This window comes from Nocardioides halotolerans DSM 19273, assembly GCF_000422805.1.
Classification (GTDB): Bacteria; Actinomycetota; Actinomycetes; order Propionibacteriales; family Nocardioidaceae; genus Nocardioides; species Nocardioides halotolerans.
The window spans coordinates 30,270-44,445 of sequence record NZ_KE383924.1 but is presented as its reverse complement, the minus strand read 5'-3'; the positions used below and the strand labels follow the sequence as shown (position 1 = coordinate 44,445).

Sequence of the window (14,176 nt, the reverse complement as noted above, 5' to 3'; positions counted from 1 at the left end):
GATGCTTCGTCCCGAGGTCAGCGACGCCGTCCCACCGATCTCGTCGCGGTGGGAGGCGGGGTCGGTGCGCAGCGACGTCGCGGTCGTCGGGGGCGGCGCCAGCGGGACGCTGACGGCGATCCACCTGATGGCCTCGCGGGCCCACGACCTCAGGGTCACGGTCCACGACGCGAGCGGCGAGCTCGGCAAGGGGCTCGCCTACGGCACCACCGACCGGCGGCACCTGCTCAACGTGCGGTCGCGGCACATGAGCGCGTTCCCGGACATCCCCTCCGACCTGGTCGAGTGGGCGCGCCGGACCGGGCGGGAGCCGGACGCGCAGGCGTTCCTGCCGCGCCGCGACTATGCCGTCTACCTCCGCGAGACGCTCGAGCGGCTGCGTGACGACCGGCTGTCGTTCCGGGCCGAGCGGGTGGTCGACGTGGTGCCGGGCGACGGCGGCTTCGAGCTGCACACGTCGGGCGGTCGCGTCACGCGGGCCGCCAGCGTGGTGCTCGCGCACGGCAACCAGCGGCCTGCGCCGCTGTCCGTCGCCGGCACCCGGCTGCCGGAGGCCCGCTGGCACCTTCCCGACCCGTGGGACCTCGACCGGCTGACCGCGCTCCCGGGCGACGCCGTGGTCGTCCTCGTCGGCACCGGCCTCACGGCCGTCGACGCCGCGATCACCCTCCTCGACAGCGCCCCCGGCCGGCGCGTGGTGATGGTCAGCAGGCACGGTCTCCTGCCCGCCGCCCACGTCGAGCAGAGCTCCACCGCCTGGCTGAGCCCGGTCCCGACCGGGCCGGTCACCGCCGACCAGCTCGCCGCGCTGGTGCGCGACCAGGTCGCCGCTGCCCGTCGCCAGGGCGTCGACTGGCGCCCGGTCGTCGACGGCCTCCGGGCGCCCACCCAGGGGCTCTGGCAGCGCCTCGACCTCGCCGAGCGACGGCGGTTCCTCTCGACGTACGCCCGGGAGTGGGAGGTGCGCCGCCACCGGATGGCCACCGGGATCGCCGCCCGGTTGGACGCCTACCGCGAGGAGGGCCGGCTGGACGTCCTCGCCGACGGGCTCGCGACCGTGACCGACCACGGGCCGCGCTGCGAGGTCGGCCTGCCGGCCCTGCCGGACACGCTGTTCGCGGACGCCGTGGTCAACTGCACCGGGCCGATGACCGACGTCTCCCGCAGCACCGACCCGCTGCTGCGGGCCCTGGTCGCGCGCGGCGTGCTGGTGCCCGACCCGCTGCTGCTGGGGGTCGCCTGCACGCCCGGTGGTGAGGTGCTCGACGTGTCGGGTCAGGTCGTGCCCGGGCTCCACGTCGTCGGCCCGCCCCGCAAGGGCACGCTGTGGGAGACCACCGCCGTGCCCGAGATCCGCGGGCAGGCGGCGGCGCTGGCGCGGCTGCTCCCCGAGCGGGTGCGCGGCCGCGCACCCGCCTGACCGGACCGGGTCGGTCCGGCCTCAGATGAGGCCGAACGTCGCCGTGCAGGTCACGTCGGCGGCCGGGGCGGTCAGCACGAACGGGTTGGTGAGGCCCGTGCAGCCGCCGGTCCAGCCCTTGAACGTCGGGAGGAGGAGCGGTGAGGCGGTCAGCGTGACCGTGCCGACGCCCGCGTCGACGACGCACGACCCCCCGCCGGTCAGCGGGTCGTTGGTGCAGGTGCCGTTGCTCGCGGCCCCGGCGACGCTGCCGACCAGCAGGAGCTGGACGGGCGAGACGGCGTAGGTGACCGTGACCTGCTCGACGAAGGTCGCGGTGCACGCCTTGTGGCCGGTCGGGTTGGTGAAGGTGATCTCGCCGTCGGCGCCGGTGGTGTAGCCGGTGCAGGTCGCGCCGCCCCACGAGCCGAAGCGGTAGCCCGCCGAGGCGGTCGGGGTGAACGTCACGGTGCCGGTGCCCGAGGTCGGGAAGGTGCAGACCGTGCCCGCGCACGTGCCACCGGTGACGCCGCTGGCGGCGACGGTGCCACCGGGGCCGGCGGCCGCCGAGACCGTGAGCGGCCCGGTCGTCTCGCCGTTGACCACGACGGTCCCCGTGGACCCCTTGCAGTTGTTGGTCTCCTTGCGCTCCTTGACCGCCTTGCCGGCGTCGGCGCACGCGACGACGTGGTAGGTGCCGAGGGCGACGGTGGCGGAAACCGTGAAGGTCGCGGTGACCGGCTGCGACTTCTTGGCCTTGATCCTGCCGAGCTGCACGGAGCCGAGCGGGCTGTCGCCGCCGTCGAGCCTGGTGTCGGACGACAGGTAGAAGGCGAGGCTGCTCGCCTTGGCGCGCTTGTTGCCCTTGTTCTTCACCGTCGCGCCCGCGGTGACCTTGCCGGAGACCAAGGAGGCGGTGACCTTCTTGGTGACCAGCTCGGCCCGCGGCGTCGGAGGCTTGGCCTGGGCAGGAGCGGAGACCACCGTCGCGACGGTGGAGGTCGAGAGGACGGCGACGAGGAGAAGGCTCAGCTTGCGCATGACGGGGAAGGTACCTGCGCACGCGCCGGCGCGGGTGCGAACAGCCGGAACGGGACCGTTCAGGCGGCCGGGAGGAAGACCCGGAACGTGCTGCCGTGGCCGAGCACCGACTCGACCTCGATGCGGCCGAGGTGCCGGGTCACGATCCGGTCGACGATGGTGAGCCCGAGCCCGGTGCCGGGCTGCGCCTTGACCTCGGGGAGCTCGGAGCGGAAGAACTCGCGGAACAGCTGCGTGCGGTCGGCCGGAGCGATGCCGATGCCCTGGTCCTCGCAGCTGAGCACGATCCACGCCTCGTCGCGCGAGAGCGTGATCGTGACGATGGAGTCGGAGCCGGAGTACTTGATGGCGTTGCTGAGCAGGTTGGTGACCAGGATGTCGAGCTCGGCCGGGTCGCCGGCCGCGATCATCTGGGCGGGCTCGCCGTCGACGGACAGCTTGACCCGGCGCTGGTCGGCGATCGCGGCGAGGTTGACGACGTCCTCCACCACGTCGGGCAGGTTGACCGGCCGGGTCAGCAGCGGCAGGTGCGGGTCGCCCACCTTGGCGAGCAGCAGGAGGTCCTCGACCACCCGCACCAGGCGCACGGCGCCGCGGTCGACGGCCGCGAGCACCGCGAGCGCGCCGGTGTCGAGCTCCACGGTCTCCTGGAGGAACTCGATGTTCGCCAGCATCGCGGCCAGCGGGCTCTTCAGCTCGTGGGACAGGGTGGCGATCAGCTTGGTCTTGTAGTCGTCGAGCGCCTTGAGCTCGCGGACCAGCTCGCGCTCGCGGTCGAGCGCGCGGGCGTTGAGCACGGCCCGGCCCAGGTCACGGCCCACCTCGAGCGCCGCGTCGACCTCGGCCGGCGTCCACTCCGAGTCGCCCAGGGCCCGGGTGAGCACCAGGCTGCCCAGGCACTCGCGCCCCGCGCCCATGGGCACGAACAGCAGCGAGCCGACGCCGATCCCCTCGAGGAAGCGCAGGATCTCCTGGAACTCCTCCTCGGACACCTTCGCGTTGCGGGGGCTGTAGGGCTGGTGCCGCGACACGAGACCGACCTGCTGGGCCCGCCACGAGTCGGCCGCGGCGCGCTCGGCGATCGTGATGAGGTGCTCGGGCATCTCGACCCGCGCGCCGTCGCCGGCGTAGATCGCGCCCAGCCCGTGGCCGTCCTCGTCGAAGGTGTGGATCCAGCTGCCGATCGAGCGGAACCCCTCGATGAGGCTCGGCTGGATCTTGTCGAGCATCACGCCGATGTTGCGCTCGCGCGCGGCGTTGCGCACCACCTCGCGGGTCGCGGACAGCACGCGGACCTGCTCGGCGAACGCCTCGCGCTCGACCGCGATGTAGAGGGCGCGGGCCGCCTGCTCGGCGTACCGGTTGAGGATGCGGCGGTGCGCCTCGTCGGGCCGCCTGCCGTCGGACGGGCAGTCGATCGACAGCGTGCCGCGCAGCTCGCCGTTCGGTCCGTAGAGCGGTGCGACGAGGAGGTCCATCGGGTGCCACGCGTCGGGCCCGGACGCCGGCTCGAAGTCGGGCACCCAGCCCCAGCTCTCGGACTCGGGGTCGAGGCTCTCGTGGGGGACGAACTGGAACATCCCCCAGTCCTCGGCGTGCTCGAGCTCCTCCATCAGGCGGGTGATGGGGGTGAAGGTGCCGAGCAGGATGTCGCGCGCCTCGTCGCTGCCGGCCACGGCCATCACCTGCATGTGCTGGGAGTCGCGCACGACGCTCACCGCCGCGACGTCGAACCCGGCCAGCTGGGTGATCCCCTCGGCGATGACGAGCAGCGCCTCGTGCGTGGTGCCGTCGGCCCAGCTCGTCGACTCGTCGACGGTCAGGACGCCGGTCGGCTGGTCCCCGGGGGCCAGGCGGTCCCCGTGCTCCTCGAGCGCCACCGAGCCCAGGTCGTGCGCCGACTCGGCTCGGGGCTCGTTGGACATGGGGATCCTCGGTCGTGGGCATGAGGGAGCAGCGTCTTCAGGTTAGGACGTGCCCGAACGCCCTGTCCGCCGAACGGGCAAGGCGCCGAGCGTCGATGCACGCCCCGCAGGCGGGCGACCGTACGATGAGGACGTGCCCTACCTCAGCACCGGCGGCCGCTCTGCACCGAGCCGACGCGGGGGCGACGGTCGCCTCAACCACGACCTCGACCCCGGTGAGAGGGGGCCGCAGGACGCGTGCGGGGTCTTCGGCGTGTGGGCGCCGGGCGAGGACGTCGCCAAGCTCACCTACTTCGGGCTCTACGCGCTCCAGCACCGCGGCCAGGAGTCGGCCGGCATCGCGGTCAGCAACGGCCGCCAGATCCTGGTCTACAAGGACATGGGGCTGGTGTCGCAGGTCTTCGACGAGACCACGCTCGACTCGCTCAAGGGCCACCTCGCGATCGGGCACGCGCGCTACTCGACGACCGGCGCCAGCACCTGGCAGAACGCCCAGCCGACGTTCCGGCCCACCGCCGACGGCTCGATCGCGCTCGGCCACAACGGCAACCTGATCAACACCCACGAGCTGCGCGACCTTGTCGAGCAGCTGCCCGACCCCGACGGCGAGCTGCCGCTGCACACGCGTGACGTGGAGGCCTCCACCAACGACACCGGGCTGGTCACCGCGCTCCTGGCCCACCACCCCGACACGTCGCTGGAGCAGCGCGCGCTCGAGGTGCTGCCGATGCTGCGCGGCGCGTTCTCGTTCGTGTGGATGAACGAGGACACCCTCTACGCCGCCCGCGACCCGCAGGGCATCCGTCCCCTCGTGCTCGGCCGCCTCGACCGCGGCTGGGTCGTCGCCTCCGAGGACGCCGCGCTCGCCACGATCGGCGCCAGCGTGGTGCGCGAGATCGAGCCCGGCGAGCTCGTCGCCATCGACGAGCACGGCCTGCGCACGCACAGGTTCGCGGAGCCGGCGCGCAAGGGCTGCGTGTTCGAGTACGTCTACCTCGCCCGGCCCGACGCGACCATCGCCGGCCGGTCCGTGCACGCCGCGCGCGTCGAGATGGGCCGCGAGCTGGCCCGGCAGTTCCCGGTCGACGCCGACCTCGTGATGCCGGTGCCCGAGTCGGGCACTCCCGCCGCGGCGGGCTACGCCGAGGAGAGCGGCATCCCGTTCGGCCAGGGGTTCGTCAAGAACGCCTACGTCGGGCGCACGTTCATCCAGCCCAGCCAGACGCTGCGCCAGCTCGGCATCCGGCTCAAGCTCAACGCGCTGGAGCACATGGTCCGCGGCAAGAAGCTCGTCGTCGTCGACGACTCGATCGTGCGCGGCAACACCCAGCGCGCGCAGGTACGGATGCTCCGCGAGGCCGGCGCCCTCGAGGTGCACGTGCGGATCTCGTCGCCGCCGGTGAAGTGGCCGTGCTTCTACGGCATCGACTTCGCGACCCGTGCCGAGCTGATCGCCAACGGCCTCGACGAGGAGGAGATCCGCGCGAGCATCGGCGCCGACAGCCTCGGCTACATCTCGCTCGAGGGGATGATCCAGGCGACCCGGCAGCCCGAGGAGCAGCTGTGCCGGGCGTGCTTCACCGGCGAGTACCCCATCCCGCTGCCCGACGAGAGCCTGCTCGGCAAGCACCTGCTCGAGGCGACACTGGCGTCGCCCACCCTGGGCAAGGCGCTCCCCGTGCTCAACAACCCGTAGGGGACACCACACCGTGACGGACGCATACGCCGAGGCCGGCGTCTCCATCGAGTCCGCCGACAAGGCCGTCGAGCTGATGAAGGTCTGGGTCGACAAGGCCCGCCGCCCGGAGGTGATCGGCGGGATCGGCGGCTTCGCAGGGCTCTTCGACGCCGGTGCGCTCACGTCGTACCGCCGTCCGCTGCTGGCCACCTCGACCGACGGCGTCGGCACCAAGGTCGCGATCGCCCAGGCCATGGACGTGCACGACACGATCGGCTTCGACCTGGTCGGCATGGTCGTCGACGACCTCGTGGTGTGCGGCGCCGAGCCGCTGTTCATGACCGACTACATCGCGTGCGGCCGGGTGGTGCCCGAGCGGATCGCGGCCATCGTGAAGGGCATCGCCGAGGCGTGCGTCGAGGCCGGCTGCGCGCTGGTCGGCGGCGAGACCGCGGAGCACCCTGGGCTGCTCGGCCCCGACGACTACGACGTCGCCGGCGCCACCACCGGCGTCGTCGAGGCCGACGACCTGCTCGGGCCCGCGCGCGTGCGCCCCGGTGACGCGGTGCTGGCGATGGCGTCGAGCGGGCTGCACTCCAACGGCTACTCGCTCGTGCGGCACGTGGTCGCGAAGGCGGGCTGGGCCTACGACCGCGACGTCCCCGAGCTGGGCCGGACGCTGGGCGAGGAGCTGCTGACCCCCACCCGGATCTACGCCAAGGCGTGCCTCGAGCTCGCGCGGCGCGACGGCGTCCACGCGATGGCGCACGTGACCGGCGGCGGCCTCGCGGCCAACCTGGCCCGGGTGCTGCCCGAGGAGCTGCACGCCACCCTCGAGCGCGGCACCTGGACGCCCGCGCCGGTCTTCGACCTGGTCCGCAGGCTCGGCGACGTCCCCCAGCCCGACCTCGAGGCCACGCTCAACTGCGGCGTCGGCATGGTCGCGCTGCTCGACCCGGGCGTCATCGACGCCGCGATCGCGCTGCTCGACGGCCACGGCATCCACGCCTGGGTGGCCGGCGAGGTCACCGCCGCCTCGGGCGCCGGGGGGACCGTGGAGCTGGTCGGTCAGCACCCCGGCTGGTGAGGTTCCGGTAACGACCTCACCCCCGGTCGGGGTATTTCCTACGGTTTTACGAGGATTTCAGGGCGCGGGTGTGCGGGAACACCCAAGCAGCAGGTAGCGTTGGCGACACGAGAACTCATTGAGACAGTCCGGGAGCCACCGTTGCCCCGGCCGAGTGTGCGAGGGGGCTGACCCTATGGGGCGCGGCCGTGCAAAAGCCAAGCAGACGAAGGTCGCTCGCGACCTGAAGTACCGCACTCACGAGACGGACTTCGGTGCGTTGGCCAGTGAGCTCCACAAGGAGAGCGGTGACTCTCCAGAGGACGTCGACCCCGAGGTCCTCGAGAAGTGGTCGGACTACGCCGGCCCCTCGCGCGACTGACTCCTCGCGTCACCTCTGCCTGCCGGTGAAACATGTGGCTGGAGCGACTCGTGTGACCGCCGAGCGGCTCAGCCGAGCCAGATCCCACGCAGCCGGCCCACGTCGTGCATGCGACGCTCGGCCAGGCGGTCGGCGGCGATCGCGGGCGGTACGCCGTCGGACTTGGCGAGCTCGAACACGCTGTAGGTCGTGTCGTAGATCGCCGTCGCGCGCTGCTGGGCGCGGTCGAAGCTGAAGCCGGTCGGCTCGAGCTCGTCGGCGACCTGGATCAGGCCGCCGGAGTTGACGCAGTAGTCGGGCGCGTAGAGGATCCCGCGCTCCTCGAGCGCCTTCTCGATGCCGGCGTGCGCCAGCTGGTTGTTGGCGGCGCCGCAGACGATCTTCGCGCTCAGCACCTCGACGACCTCGTCGGTCAGGGCGCCGCCCATCGCGCACGGCGCGTAGACGTCGAGCTCGCTCGCGACCAGCTCGTCGGCGCCCGCGGCGACGCGCACCGCCGGATGCTCCTCACGCACGCGGTCGACCGCGGCCGGGTTGACGTCGGTGACGACGACCGAGGCGCCGTCCTCGACCAGGTGGGTCACCAGGTGGTGGCCGACCTTGCCGACGCCGGCGACGCCGACGGTCCGGCCCTCGAGGCTCTGGGTGCCCCACGTGAACTGCGCGGCCGCGCGCATGCCCTGGAACACGCCGTACGCCGTGAGCACCGAGCTGTCGCCCGCGCCGCCGTGCGCGACCGTCCGGCCGGTGACGTAGGAGCACTCGCGGGCGATGTCGTCCATGTCGGGGGAGAAGGTGCCGACGTCGCACGCGGTGTAGTAGCGGCCGCCGAGCGACTGCACGAACCGGCCGTAGGCGCGGAACAGCGCCTCGGCGCCGCCGCGGGCGCGCACCTGGGCGGGGTCGCCGATGATCACGGCCTTGCCGCCGCCGAGGTCGAGGCCGGCGAGCGCCGCCTTGTAGGACATGCCGCGCGAGAGGTCGAGCACGTCGGCGAGCGCGTCACCGGTGGTCGCGTAGGGGAAGAAGCGGGTGCCGCCGAGGGCGGGGCCGAGGGCCGTGGAGTGGATCGCGACGATCGCGCGGAGGCCGCTCGCCGGGTCGTTGGCGAAGACGACCTGCTCGTGGTCGTGCCCGGCGTCGAATACGTCCAGCCTGTCGCTCAGGGACATGTGTGGTCCGCTCTTCCTCTATGGCCACGGGGGTGGTGTGGCGTGCATTGGATGGCTGCGTGGACGACCCGCAGGGGTGGCGCGGGTCACCCCCAGAGTAGAGCGCCGCGAGCGTGCGGCTCCACTTCTCGCAGACCCGGGTGACATGCTCGTCGCGTGGCTGTCATCGACCGCGACCCAGGTGGACGCCTCGTGACGCCGGCCCGCCGGATGTGGACGCTGTTCGAGCCGCTCCACGCGGTGACCTACTTCGCGCCCGAGGGCCGTGCGGCGTTCGAGGGTGCCGGGCTGCGCGGCTTCTGGCGCGGCTACTTCGCGAGCCGCTCCGCGCCGCTGGGCCGGGCGCCCGCGGCGGTCACCACCGCGCTCTACGCCAACTTCGCCCCGCGGATGGTCGAGCGTGCGATCCCGTCGGTGTGGGACCTGGCGACACCGGAGCAGGCCCTCGCGGCGCGGCTCGAGGGATCGGTCGCGGCGCTCTCGCGGCTGCTCGGCGGGCAGCACGACGGGCAGCAAGGGCAGTACGACGAGAAGCGCGTCGGCGAGGCCGCGACCCTGCTGCGGTCGGTCGCGGTCGAGGCCCCCACGTCCGGGCGCGCGCTCGGCGCCGCCAACGCGGCGCTGCCGTGGCCGGACGAACCGCTCGCGGTCCTCTGGCAGGGCGCGACGGTCCTGCGCGAGCTGCGCGGTGACGGCCACGTGCTCGCCCAGCTCGCCGTCGGCCTTGACGGGCTCTCGACGATGGTGCTGCGGTCTGCTCACGACCTCGAGCGCGAGGCCCTCCAACCCAACCGCGGCTGGACCGACGAGGAGTGGGCGGCGTGCGCGGACGCCCTGGCCGACCGCGGCCTGCTCGACGCCGAGGGTCGCATCACGCCGGCCGGCGTCGACCTGCTCGGCCGAGCCGAGGAGCTGACCGACGAGCTCGCCCAGGAGCCGTGGACGAGAGCCGGCGCCGGAGCCGCCGAGAGGTTCGCCGAGCTCGCCGCTCCGCTGGCCGCCGCGGCCCGCACCGCGCTCCCGCCCGTCAACCCGATCGGGCTGCCGGGGCACTGACGGGCCGTGGCCGGCCCACGTCATGGTGACACGCGTCGCGGGCACGGGAACGGGCCGCGCCTGACGAGGCGGCGCGGCCCGCGTGACCGACTCGGTCGAGCTCGGGGAAGAGAGTCGGTCGTCCCCCATGTGGCGCGACGGTCAGCCGGGCTTCCCGCCGTGGAAGAGCTTCACGTACTCGTACTGCGTGGCCTGCACGGAGACACCGGCCTGGCCGGCGTTGCCGCCGGTGAACGCACCCGTGATCACGATGGGCGTGCCGTTGGCGGTGATCTTGATGGTCCCGTTGAAGGAGACCTGTGCGGCGTTGTTGCCGCCGTCGGGCACGTCGGCGGTCCAGTGGGTCGAGAACCCGTCCTGGAGACCGGGGACCGTCACCATGCCGTAGTCCGGGTCGGTGACGGGCGCCGGGCCCTTGTGCCAGAACTGCGCGGTGCCGTTGATCTTCCAGGTGCCCTTGTCGAGCACCAGCGTCGCGAGCGGCGTGGTGCCCGTGGCGCCGACCGCGACGATCCGCGCGCCGGCGAACGCCGGGTCGGCGCTGACGGGCGTGGTGGCCGAGACGACGTTCTCGGTCGAGGTGAACCTCGCGAAGTTGTTCTTGGTCAGGTCGGCGGTCTGGATCGTGCCGTCCTTGATCTGGGCCGAGGTGATGTGGCCGGCGGCGACCGAGGCGCCGGTGCCGGCGAGCGCGGCGACGGCCGCGACGGTCACGACCGTCCCGGCCCTGCCGGTGATCCAGGTCCTGGGCTTCATCAGTTCCTCCGAGGATGGGGTGTGCTCTCACCTCCCTGACGGGACGCGCGGCGCATCGGTTGGGTGGCCCGCTGCAGCACGACCTCGCCGTGGCTGCCGTAGCCGACGAGCCGCCCGCCGTACGCCGCACCGTTGAAGCCGACCAGCAGCTGCTCGCCGTCGAGGTCGACGAGCGTCGGCCACGGGATGTTGGTCGGGTACGCCGCGTCGAGGGTCGCGACGTCGCGCAGGTCGAGGTCCAGCACGGGGTAGCGCCGGCGCCGCTTGTCGCTGGCCAGCACCCGCCACTCGCCGCCGACGCGGGCGAGCGTGGTGCCCTCGGTCTCGCGGTGACCGGAGGCGACCGCGCGCAGCGTGAGCGCGTCGAGCGAGGGCCCGGCGGCGAGCGCGGGGTGGAACCGGAAGTACTTCGTGGCGCTGACGTAGCCGACCAGCCAGCCGTCGCCGTCGCGGGCGAGGTGCGGGTCCCAGACCCCGACCGACCGGAACCCCTCCGTCGGCAGCGCCAGCGGACGGCTGTCGAGCACGTGCACGCCGCGGGTCAGGTCGGCGGTCGACTCGGCGATCGTGGCGCCGACCGGTCGCTTCACGCGGTCGAAGTCGCCCCACGTGCTCGAGGCGAGCAGCCACCGGTCGCCGTCGCGGTGCAGGTGCGCCGCGTGGTCGCCGTAGACTCCGCCCGGGTCGCGGCGGTGGAACAGGTCGGCCCGGTGCTCGAGCTCGAGCGTCGAGGGGTCGAGCGACCACACCGAGCAGTGCCCCGTCGGGAAGCCACCGGGGCCCGCGCTCGTGGCCGTGAGGAGCACCCGCCCGTCGCGGACGTAGGCCGACCCGTCCGCCTGGCTGACCACCCGGAGGTCGCGGAGGCCGACCTGCCCGAACCGCCCGGTCTCGTCGCCGGTGCCCGCCAACACCGCCAGCCAGCCCTCGTCGTGCACGTCGTGCCGGTCGGTGAGGTCGTAGCGCGCCCGAGCCACCCACGCGCCGGCCTCGAGCGTGAGCGCGGTGACCTGCGGCCCGGTCAGCGTCAGCGCGACCGCCTCGACCGGCGCCTCGGGGCGGCCGCTGCGCCGGCTCCGGTGCGTGGTGGTCCGGCCGCCGGCGGTCACGTGCAGCGCCACCCGATCGCCGCAGGTCGCGGTCAGCGTGACGTCTCCGCCGGCCAGCGACAGCTCGCGGGTGCCCGGCGCCGACGTCGCGACGTACGGCGCCCGAGGCGGGGCACCGTCGGGCACCACCAGCCGCACCGGCCGCCGGCGCGCGACGACCTCGAACCGGGGCAGCACCCCGCCAGTCTGTCAGCGCCAGTCTGTCAGCGCCGTCTGTCAGCGCCGTCTGTCAGCGCCGTCTGTCAGCGCCGTCTGTCAGCGCAGCCGCTCCAGGTAGCCCGCCGCCTGCCGCAGGTCGCGCAGCCGCGCCTCCCACGTGATGCCGGTCCCGATCAGGAGCGTCCCCGCCGTGCCGATCAGCACCCACTGCGGGGTCTGGGCGGCGTACGGCGCGAGCTCGCGCAGCACCAGCGCGGCACCGACCAGCCCGCCGACGACGACCGGCGCCGACCACCGGAGTCCGGCGCCGCCGAGCAGCAGCACCAGGCAGCCGGTCCCGAGCAGCGCGGCCCGCGGTGACACCGGGTCGGCGAGCGCCCACAGCAGGGATGGCACGGTCGCCAGCGCCAGCCCCGGCAGGAGCGTGGACGTGTCGGCGTCGATGTCGCGCTGCAGCCGGTGCACCCCGAGCGCCACGAGGGCCAGCGCCGTCGGCAGCGTGTAGGCCTCGGGCGCCTGGACGCCGACGTCGTGGAGCCGCACCCACGTGGCCGCGGCGAGCAGGAAGCCGCCCAGCCAGGCCAGCGGCCGGTGGTCGCGGTGCACCAGCGCCGAGGCCGTGACCAGCGCGCCGGCCAGGGTGAGGTGCACGGCGAGCGACACCGACGGGTCGCTCGCGACGGGCACCCCGCCGACCGACCCGGCCAGCACCGCCGCTCCCGCGACCAGCTCGACCTCGAGCCGCGGCAGCGCGAGGGCGAGCGCGCCCAGGACGAGCAGGGCCACGAGCGAGACGTGGTCGTAGGGCACGCCGAGCACGTGGCCACCGGTCCACAGGAAGCCGCCGAGGGATGCCGGCAGCACGAGACCCGCGACCGTCGCGGCGTCGCCGGTGCGCCGCACGAGGACGTACGCCGCGAGGAGGGTGATCTCGCCGAGCACCAGCAGGGTGAGCACCGCGCTGGGCGCCGAGACGAGGACGCCCGCCGGGCCCAGGACGACCACGAACACCCAGAGCGGCAGGGGGTGCAGCGCGGCGCCGAGCACCCCGCCGGTGGCGAGCGCGGCGCCCGAGGTCCAGAGGAGCGCGCGCGAGCGCGGCAGGGTCAGGAGGGTCGCCAGCACCAGCACGGCCACGCCGAGCGGGAGCAGCAGCGGGTGGGCGAGCGGCTCGGCCGGGTCCAGCCGGACGTCCGCGTCAGCGGTGAACGGCGGGGCGACGCCGACCAGGTTGGACAGCGCGGTCGCGGCCAGCAGGAGCGGCGCCGGCAGCAGCACGAGGGCGGAGCCGGCGAGCGGCACGCGCGGGACGGCGTACCACCGCGGCGGCGCCGCCGCCGAGACGACCGCCCACAGGACGGTGGCCGCGGCCGCGGCCAGCGCGACCTCGGTCGCGCCCTCGTCGAAGACGGGCAGCGCGGCCGTGTAGGTGAGGGTGGCGGCGGACAGTCCGGCCACGAGCCGCCGCACGTCGTCCCGGCCGGGCGCCATCGGCCAGGGCAGCAGGACCAGCAGCGCGACGACGAGCATCCAGGCGCCGTGTCCCTCCAGCCACAGCCAGTCGAGGGTCGGCGAGGTCATCGCCTCGCCCAGCGCCAACAGGGTGAGGCCGGCGAAGGCGACCAGCCCGGAGGAGGCCGCGGTCCACAGCAGCGGCGCCGCGCCGAGCGCGCGCCCGAGCTGCACCAGGCAGGCGCAGGCCAGCACCGCGCCGGCGGCCGTCGCCGGCCACTGCATGGTGGCGACCGCGAGCCCGAGGGCCGCCACCCCGAGGCCGACGGGCGCCGTCAGCTGAGCCGTCACGACGGGGCGAGCCGGAAGACAGAGCCCGAGCGACATCGCCAGCAGCGAGGCGCCGACGACCACCACGAACCAGTCGTCGGCAGGAGCCTCGAGCCACCCGGCGCGGCGGGCGCCGAAGAGGTCCAGCACGAGCAGCCCCAGGGCCACGGCGGTCAGCGACTCGGCGCCGACGCCGAGACCGCGCCGGGCCAGCCACTGCCCGCCGAGCGCGGTGGCACCGGTGAGGCCGACCAGCACGGCGGTGCGACCGCCGACGCCGAGCCACGACCAGGCGACGGCCAGGAAGATCACCGCGGCGACGAGCAGGCAGGTCGCACCGAGGCCGAGCAGGATCTTCGGCACCGAGGCGGCGCTGAGCCCGGACGGCCCGGAGGGCCCGGACGGCCCGGACGGCGGCGGGGTGGGCGCTGGGTACGGCGCGGCGTACGACGTGACAGGGGGAGGGGGAGGAGGCGGCGGAGGGTAGGACGACAGCTGAGCAGCGGTGGGAGCCGGACGCAGCACGTGGCCGCAGCGGGGGCAGGCCTCGACGGTCGTGATCATGACCCCATTGGGCCGGGTCGCAGCAGGCCCGCGGCAGCCTCTTGGCGCTCAGCGGGTCTGAGCGTGCGTACTCACGTCGTTGTGGGA

Annotated in this window: 11 protein-coding genes; 5 read left to right on the top strand and 6 right to left on the bottom strand. The window is 74.0% G+C overall.

Annotated features, from left to right (window positions below):
• Position 1: 1 nt before the first annotated feature.
• The gene (locus G514_RS27760) at positions 2-1,420 is read left to right on the top strand and encodes an FAD/NAD(P)-binding protein (RefSeq protein ID WP_051247778.1); all 1,419 of its coding nucleotides are present in this window, start codon (positions 2-4) and stop codon (positions 1,418-1,420) included.
• A gap of 21 nt (positions 1,421-1,441) precedes the next feature.
• Here the strand turns inward: G514_RS27760 and G514_RS0118680 are convergent, their stop codons facing one another.
• Both G514_RS0118680 and G514_RS29490 read right to left on the bottom strand, forming a co-directional pair.
• Positions 1,442-2,440: a CARDB domain-containing protein gene (locus G514_RS0118680; protein WP_028652983.1), complete on the bottom strand. Its 999-nt coding sequence runs from the start codon at positions 2,438-2,440 to the stop codon at positions 1,442-1,444.
• A gap of 59 nt (positions 2,441-2,499) precedes the next feature.
• On the bottom strand, positions 2,500-4,365 hold the full coding sequence (locus tag G514_RS29490; RefSeq protein WP_051247776.1) for a GAF domain-containing sensor histidine kinase: 1,866 nt from the start codon (positions 4,363-4,365) through the stop codon (positions 2,500-2,502).
• Positions 4,366-4,498: 133 nt separating this feature from the next.
• Between G514_RS29490 and purF the strand changes: the two genes are divergently transcribed.
• The 3 genes from purF (at position 4,499) to G514_RS0118650 (ending at position 7,491) form a co-directional block, all read left to right on the top strand.
• The gene (purF, locus tag G514_RS0118660) at positions 4,499-6,061 is read left to right on the top strand and encodes an amidophosphoribosyltransferase (RefSeq protein WP_028652982.1); all 1,563 of its coding nucleotides are present in this window, start codon (positions 4,499-4,501) and stop codon (positions 6,059-6,061) included.
• 13 nt (positions 6,062-6,074) lie between these two features.
• Positions 6,075-7,130 carry a phosphoribosylformylglycinamidine cyclo-ligase gene (gene purM, locus G514_RS0118655; RefSeq protein WP_028652981.1) on the top strand — a complete coding sequence of 352 codons (1,056 nt, stop codon included), beginning with the start codon at positions 6,075-6,077 and terminating at the stop codon, positions 7,128-7,130.
• 175 nt (positions 7,131-7,305) lie between these two features.
• Complete coding sequence (locus tag G514_RS0118650; RefSeq protein ID WP_028652980.1) at positions 7,306-7,491, top strand: DUF3073 domain-containing protein; 186 nt, start codon at positions 7,306-7,308, stop codon at positions 7,489-7,491.
• A 68-nt stretch (positions 7,492-7,559) separates the two neighbouring features.
• Here the strand turns inward: G514_RS0118650 and G514_RS0118645 are convergent, their stop codons facing one another.
• Positions 7,560-8,663: a Leu/Phe/Val dehydrogenase gene (locus tag G514_RS0118645; RefSeq protein WP_036565534.1), complete on the bottom strand. Its 1,104-nt coding sequence runs from the start codon at positions 8,661-8,663 to the stop codon at positions 7,560-7,562.
• A gap of 156 nt (positions 8,664-8,819) precedes the next feature.
• Here G514_RS0118645 and G514_RS0118640 point away from each other — a divergent pair, with 156 nt between their 5' ends.
• Complete coding sequence (locus G514_RS0118640; protein ID WP_211222189.1) at positions 8,820-9,719, top strand: SCO6745 family protein; 900 nt, start codon at positions 8,820-8,822, stop codon at positions 9,717-9,719.
• A gap of 141 nt (positions 9,720-9,860) precedes the next feature.
• Here the strand turns inward: G514_RS0118640 and G514_RS0118635 are convergent, their stop codons facing one another.
• From G514_RS0118635 to G514_RS0118625, 3 genes are all read right to left on the bottom strand, one after another.
• The gene (locus G514_RS0118635; protein WP_028652977.1) at positions 9,861-10,475 is read right to left on the bottom strand and encodes a hypothetical protein; all 615 of its coding nucleotides are present in this window, start codon (positions 10,473-10,475) and stop codon (positions 9,861-9,863) included.
• The gene (locus tag G514_RS27750) at positions 10,475-11,761 is read right to left on the bottom strand and encodes a hypothetical protein (protein WP_051247774.1); all 1,287 of its coding nucleotides are present in this window, start codon (positions 11,759-11,761) and stop codon (positions 10,475-10,477) included. Before G514_RS27750 ends, G514_RS0118635 begins: the two co-directional genes overlap by 1 nt.
• 78 nt (positions 11,762-11,839) lie before the next feature.
• Complete coding sequence (locus G514_RS0118625) at positions 11,840-14,089, bottom strand: SCO7613 C-terminal domain-containing membrane protein (protein ID WP_157545007.1); 2,250 nt, start codon at positions 14,087-14,089, stop codon at positions 11,840-11,842.
• Positions 14,090-14,176 lie beyond the last annotated feature (87 nt).

What these genes read in the sequence shown, in the direction of transcription:
- G514_RS0118680 (WP_028652983.1), bottom strand. Translation starts at nt 2,440, where the DNA reads ATGCGCAAGCTGAGCCTTCTCCTCGTCGCCGTCCTCTCGACCTCCACC.
- G514_RS29490 (WP_051247776.1), bottom strand. Translation starts at nt 4,365, where the DNA reads ATGTCCAACGAGCCCCGAGCCGAGTCGGCGCACGACCTGGGCTCGGTG.
- G514_RS0118635 (WP_028652977.1), bottom strand. Translation starts at nt 10,475, where the DNA reads ATGAAGCCCAGGACCTGGATCACCGGCAGGGCCGGGACGGTCGTGACC.
- G514_RS0118625 (WP_157545007.1), bottom strand. Translation starts at nt 14,089, where the DNA reads ATGATCACGACCGTCGAGGCCTGCCCCCGCTGCGGCCACGTGCTGCGT.
- G514_RS27760 (WP_051247778.1), top strand. Translation starts at nt 2, where the DNA reads ATGCTTCGTCCCGAGGTCAGCGACGCCGTCCCACCGATCTCGTCGCGG.
- G514_RS0118645 (WP_036565534.1), bottom strand. Translation starts at nt 8,663, where the DNA reads ATGTCCCTGAGCGACAGGCTGGACGTATTCGACGCCGGGCACGACCAC.
- G514_RS0118650 (WP_028652980.1), top strand. Translation starts at nt 7,306, where the DNA reads ATGGGGCGCGGCCGTGCAAAAGCCAAGCAGACGAAGGTCGCTCGCGAC.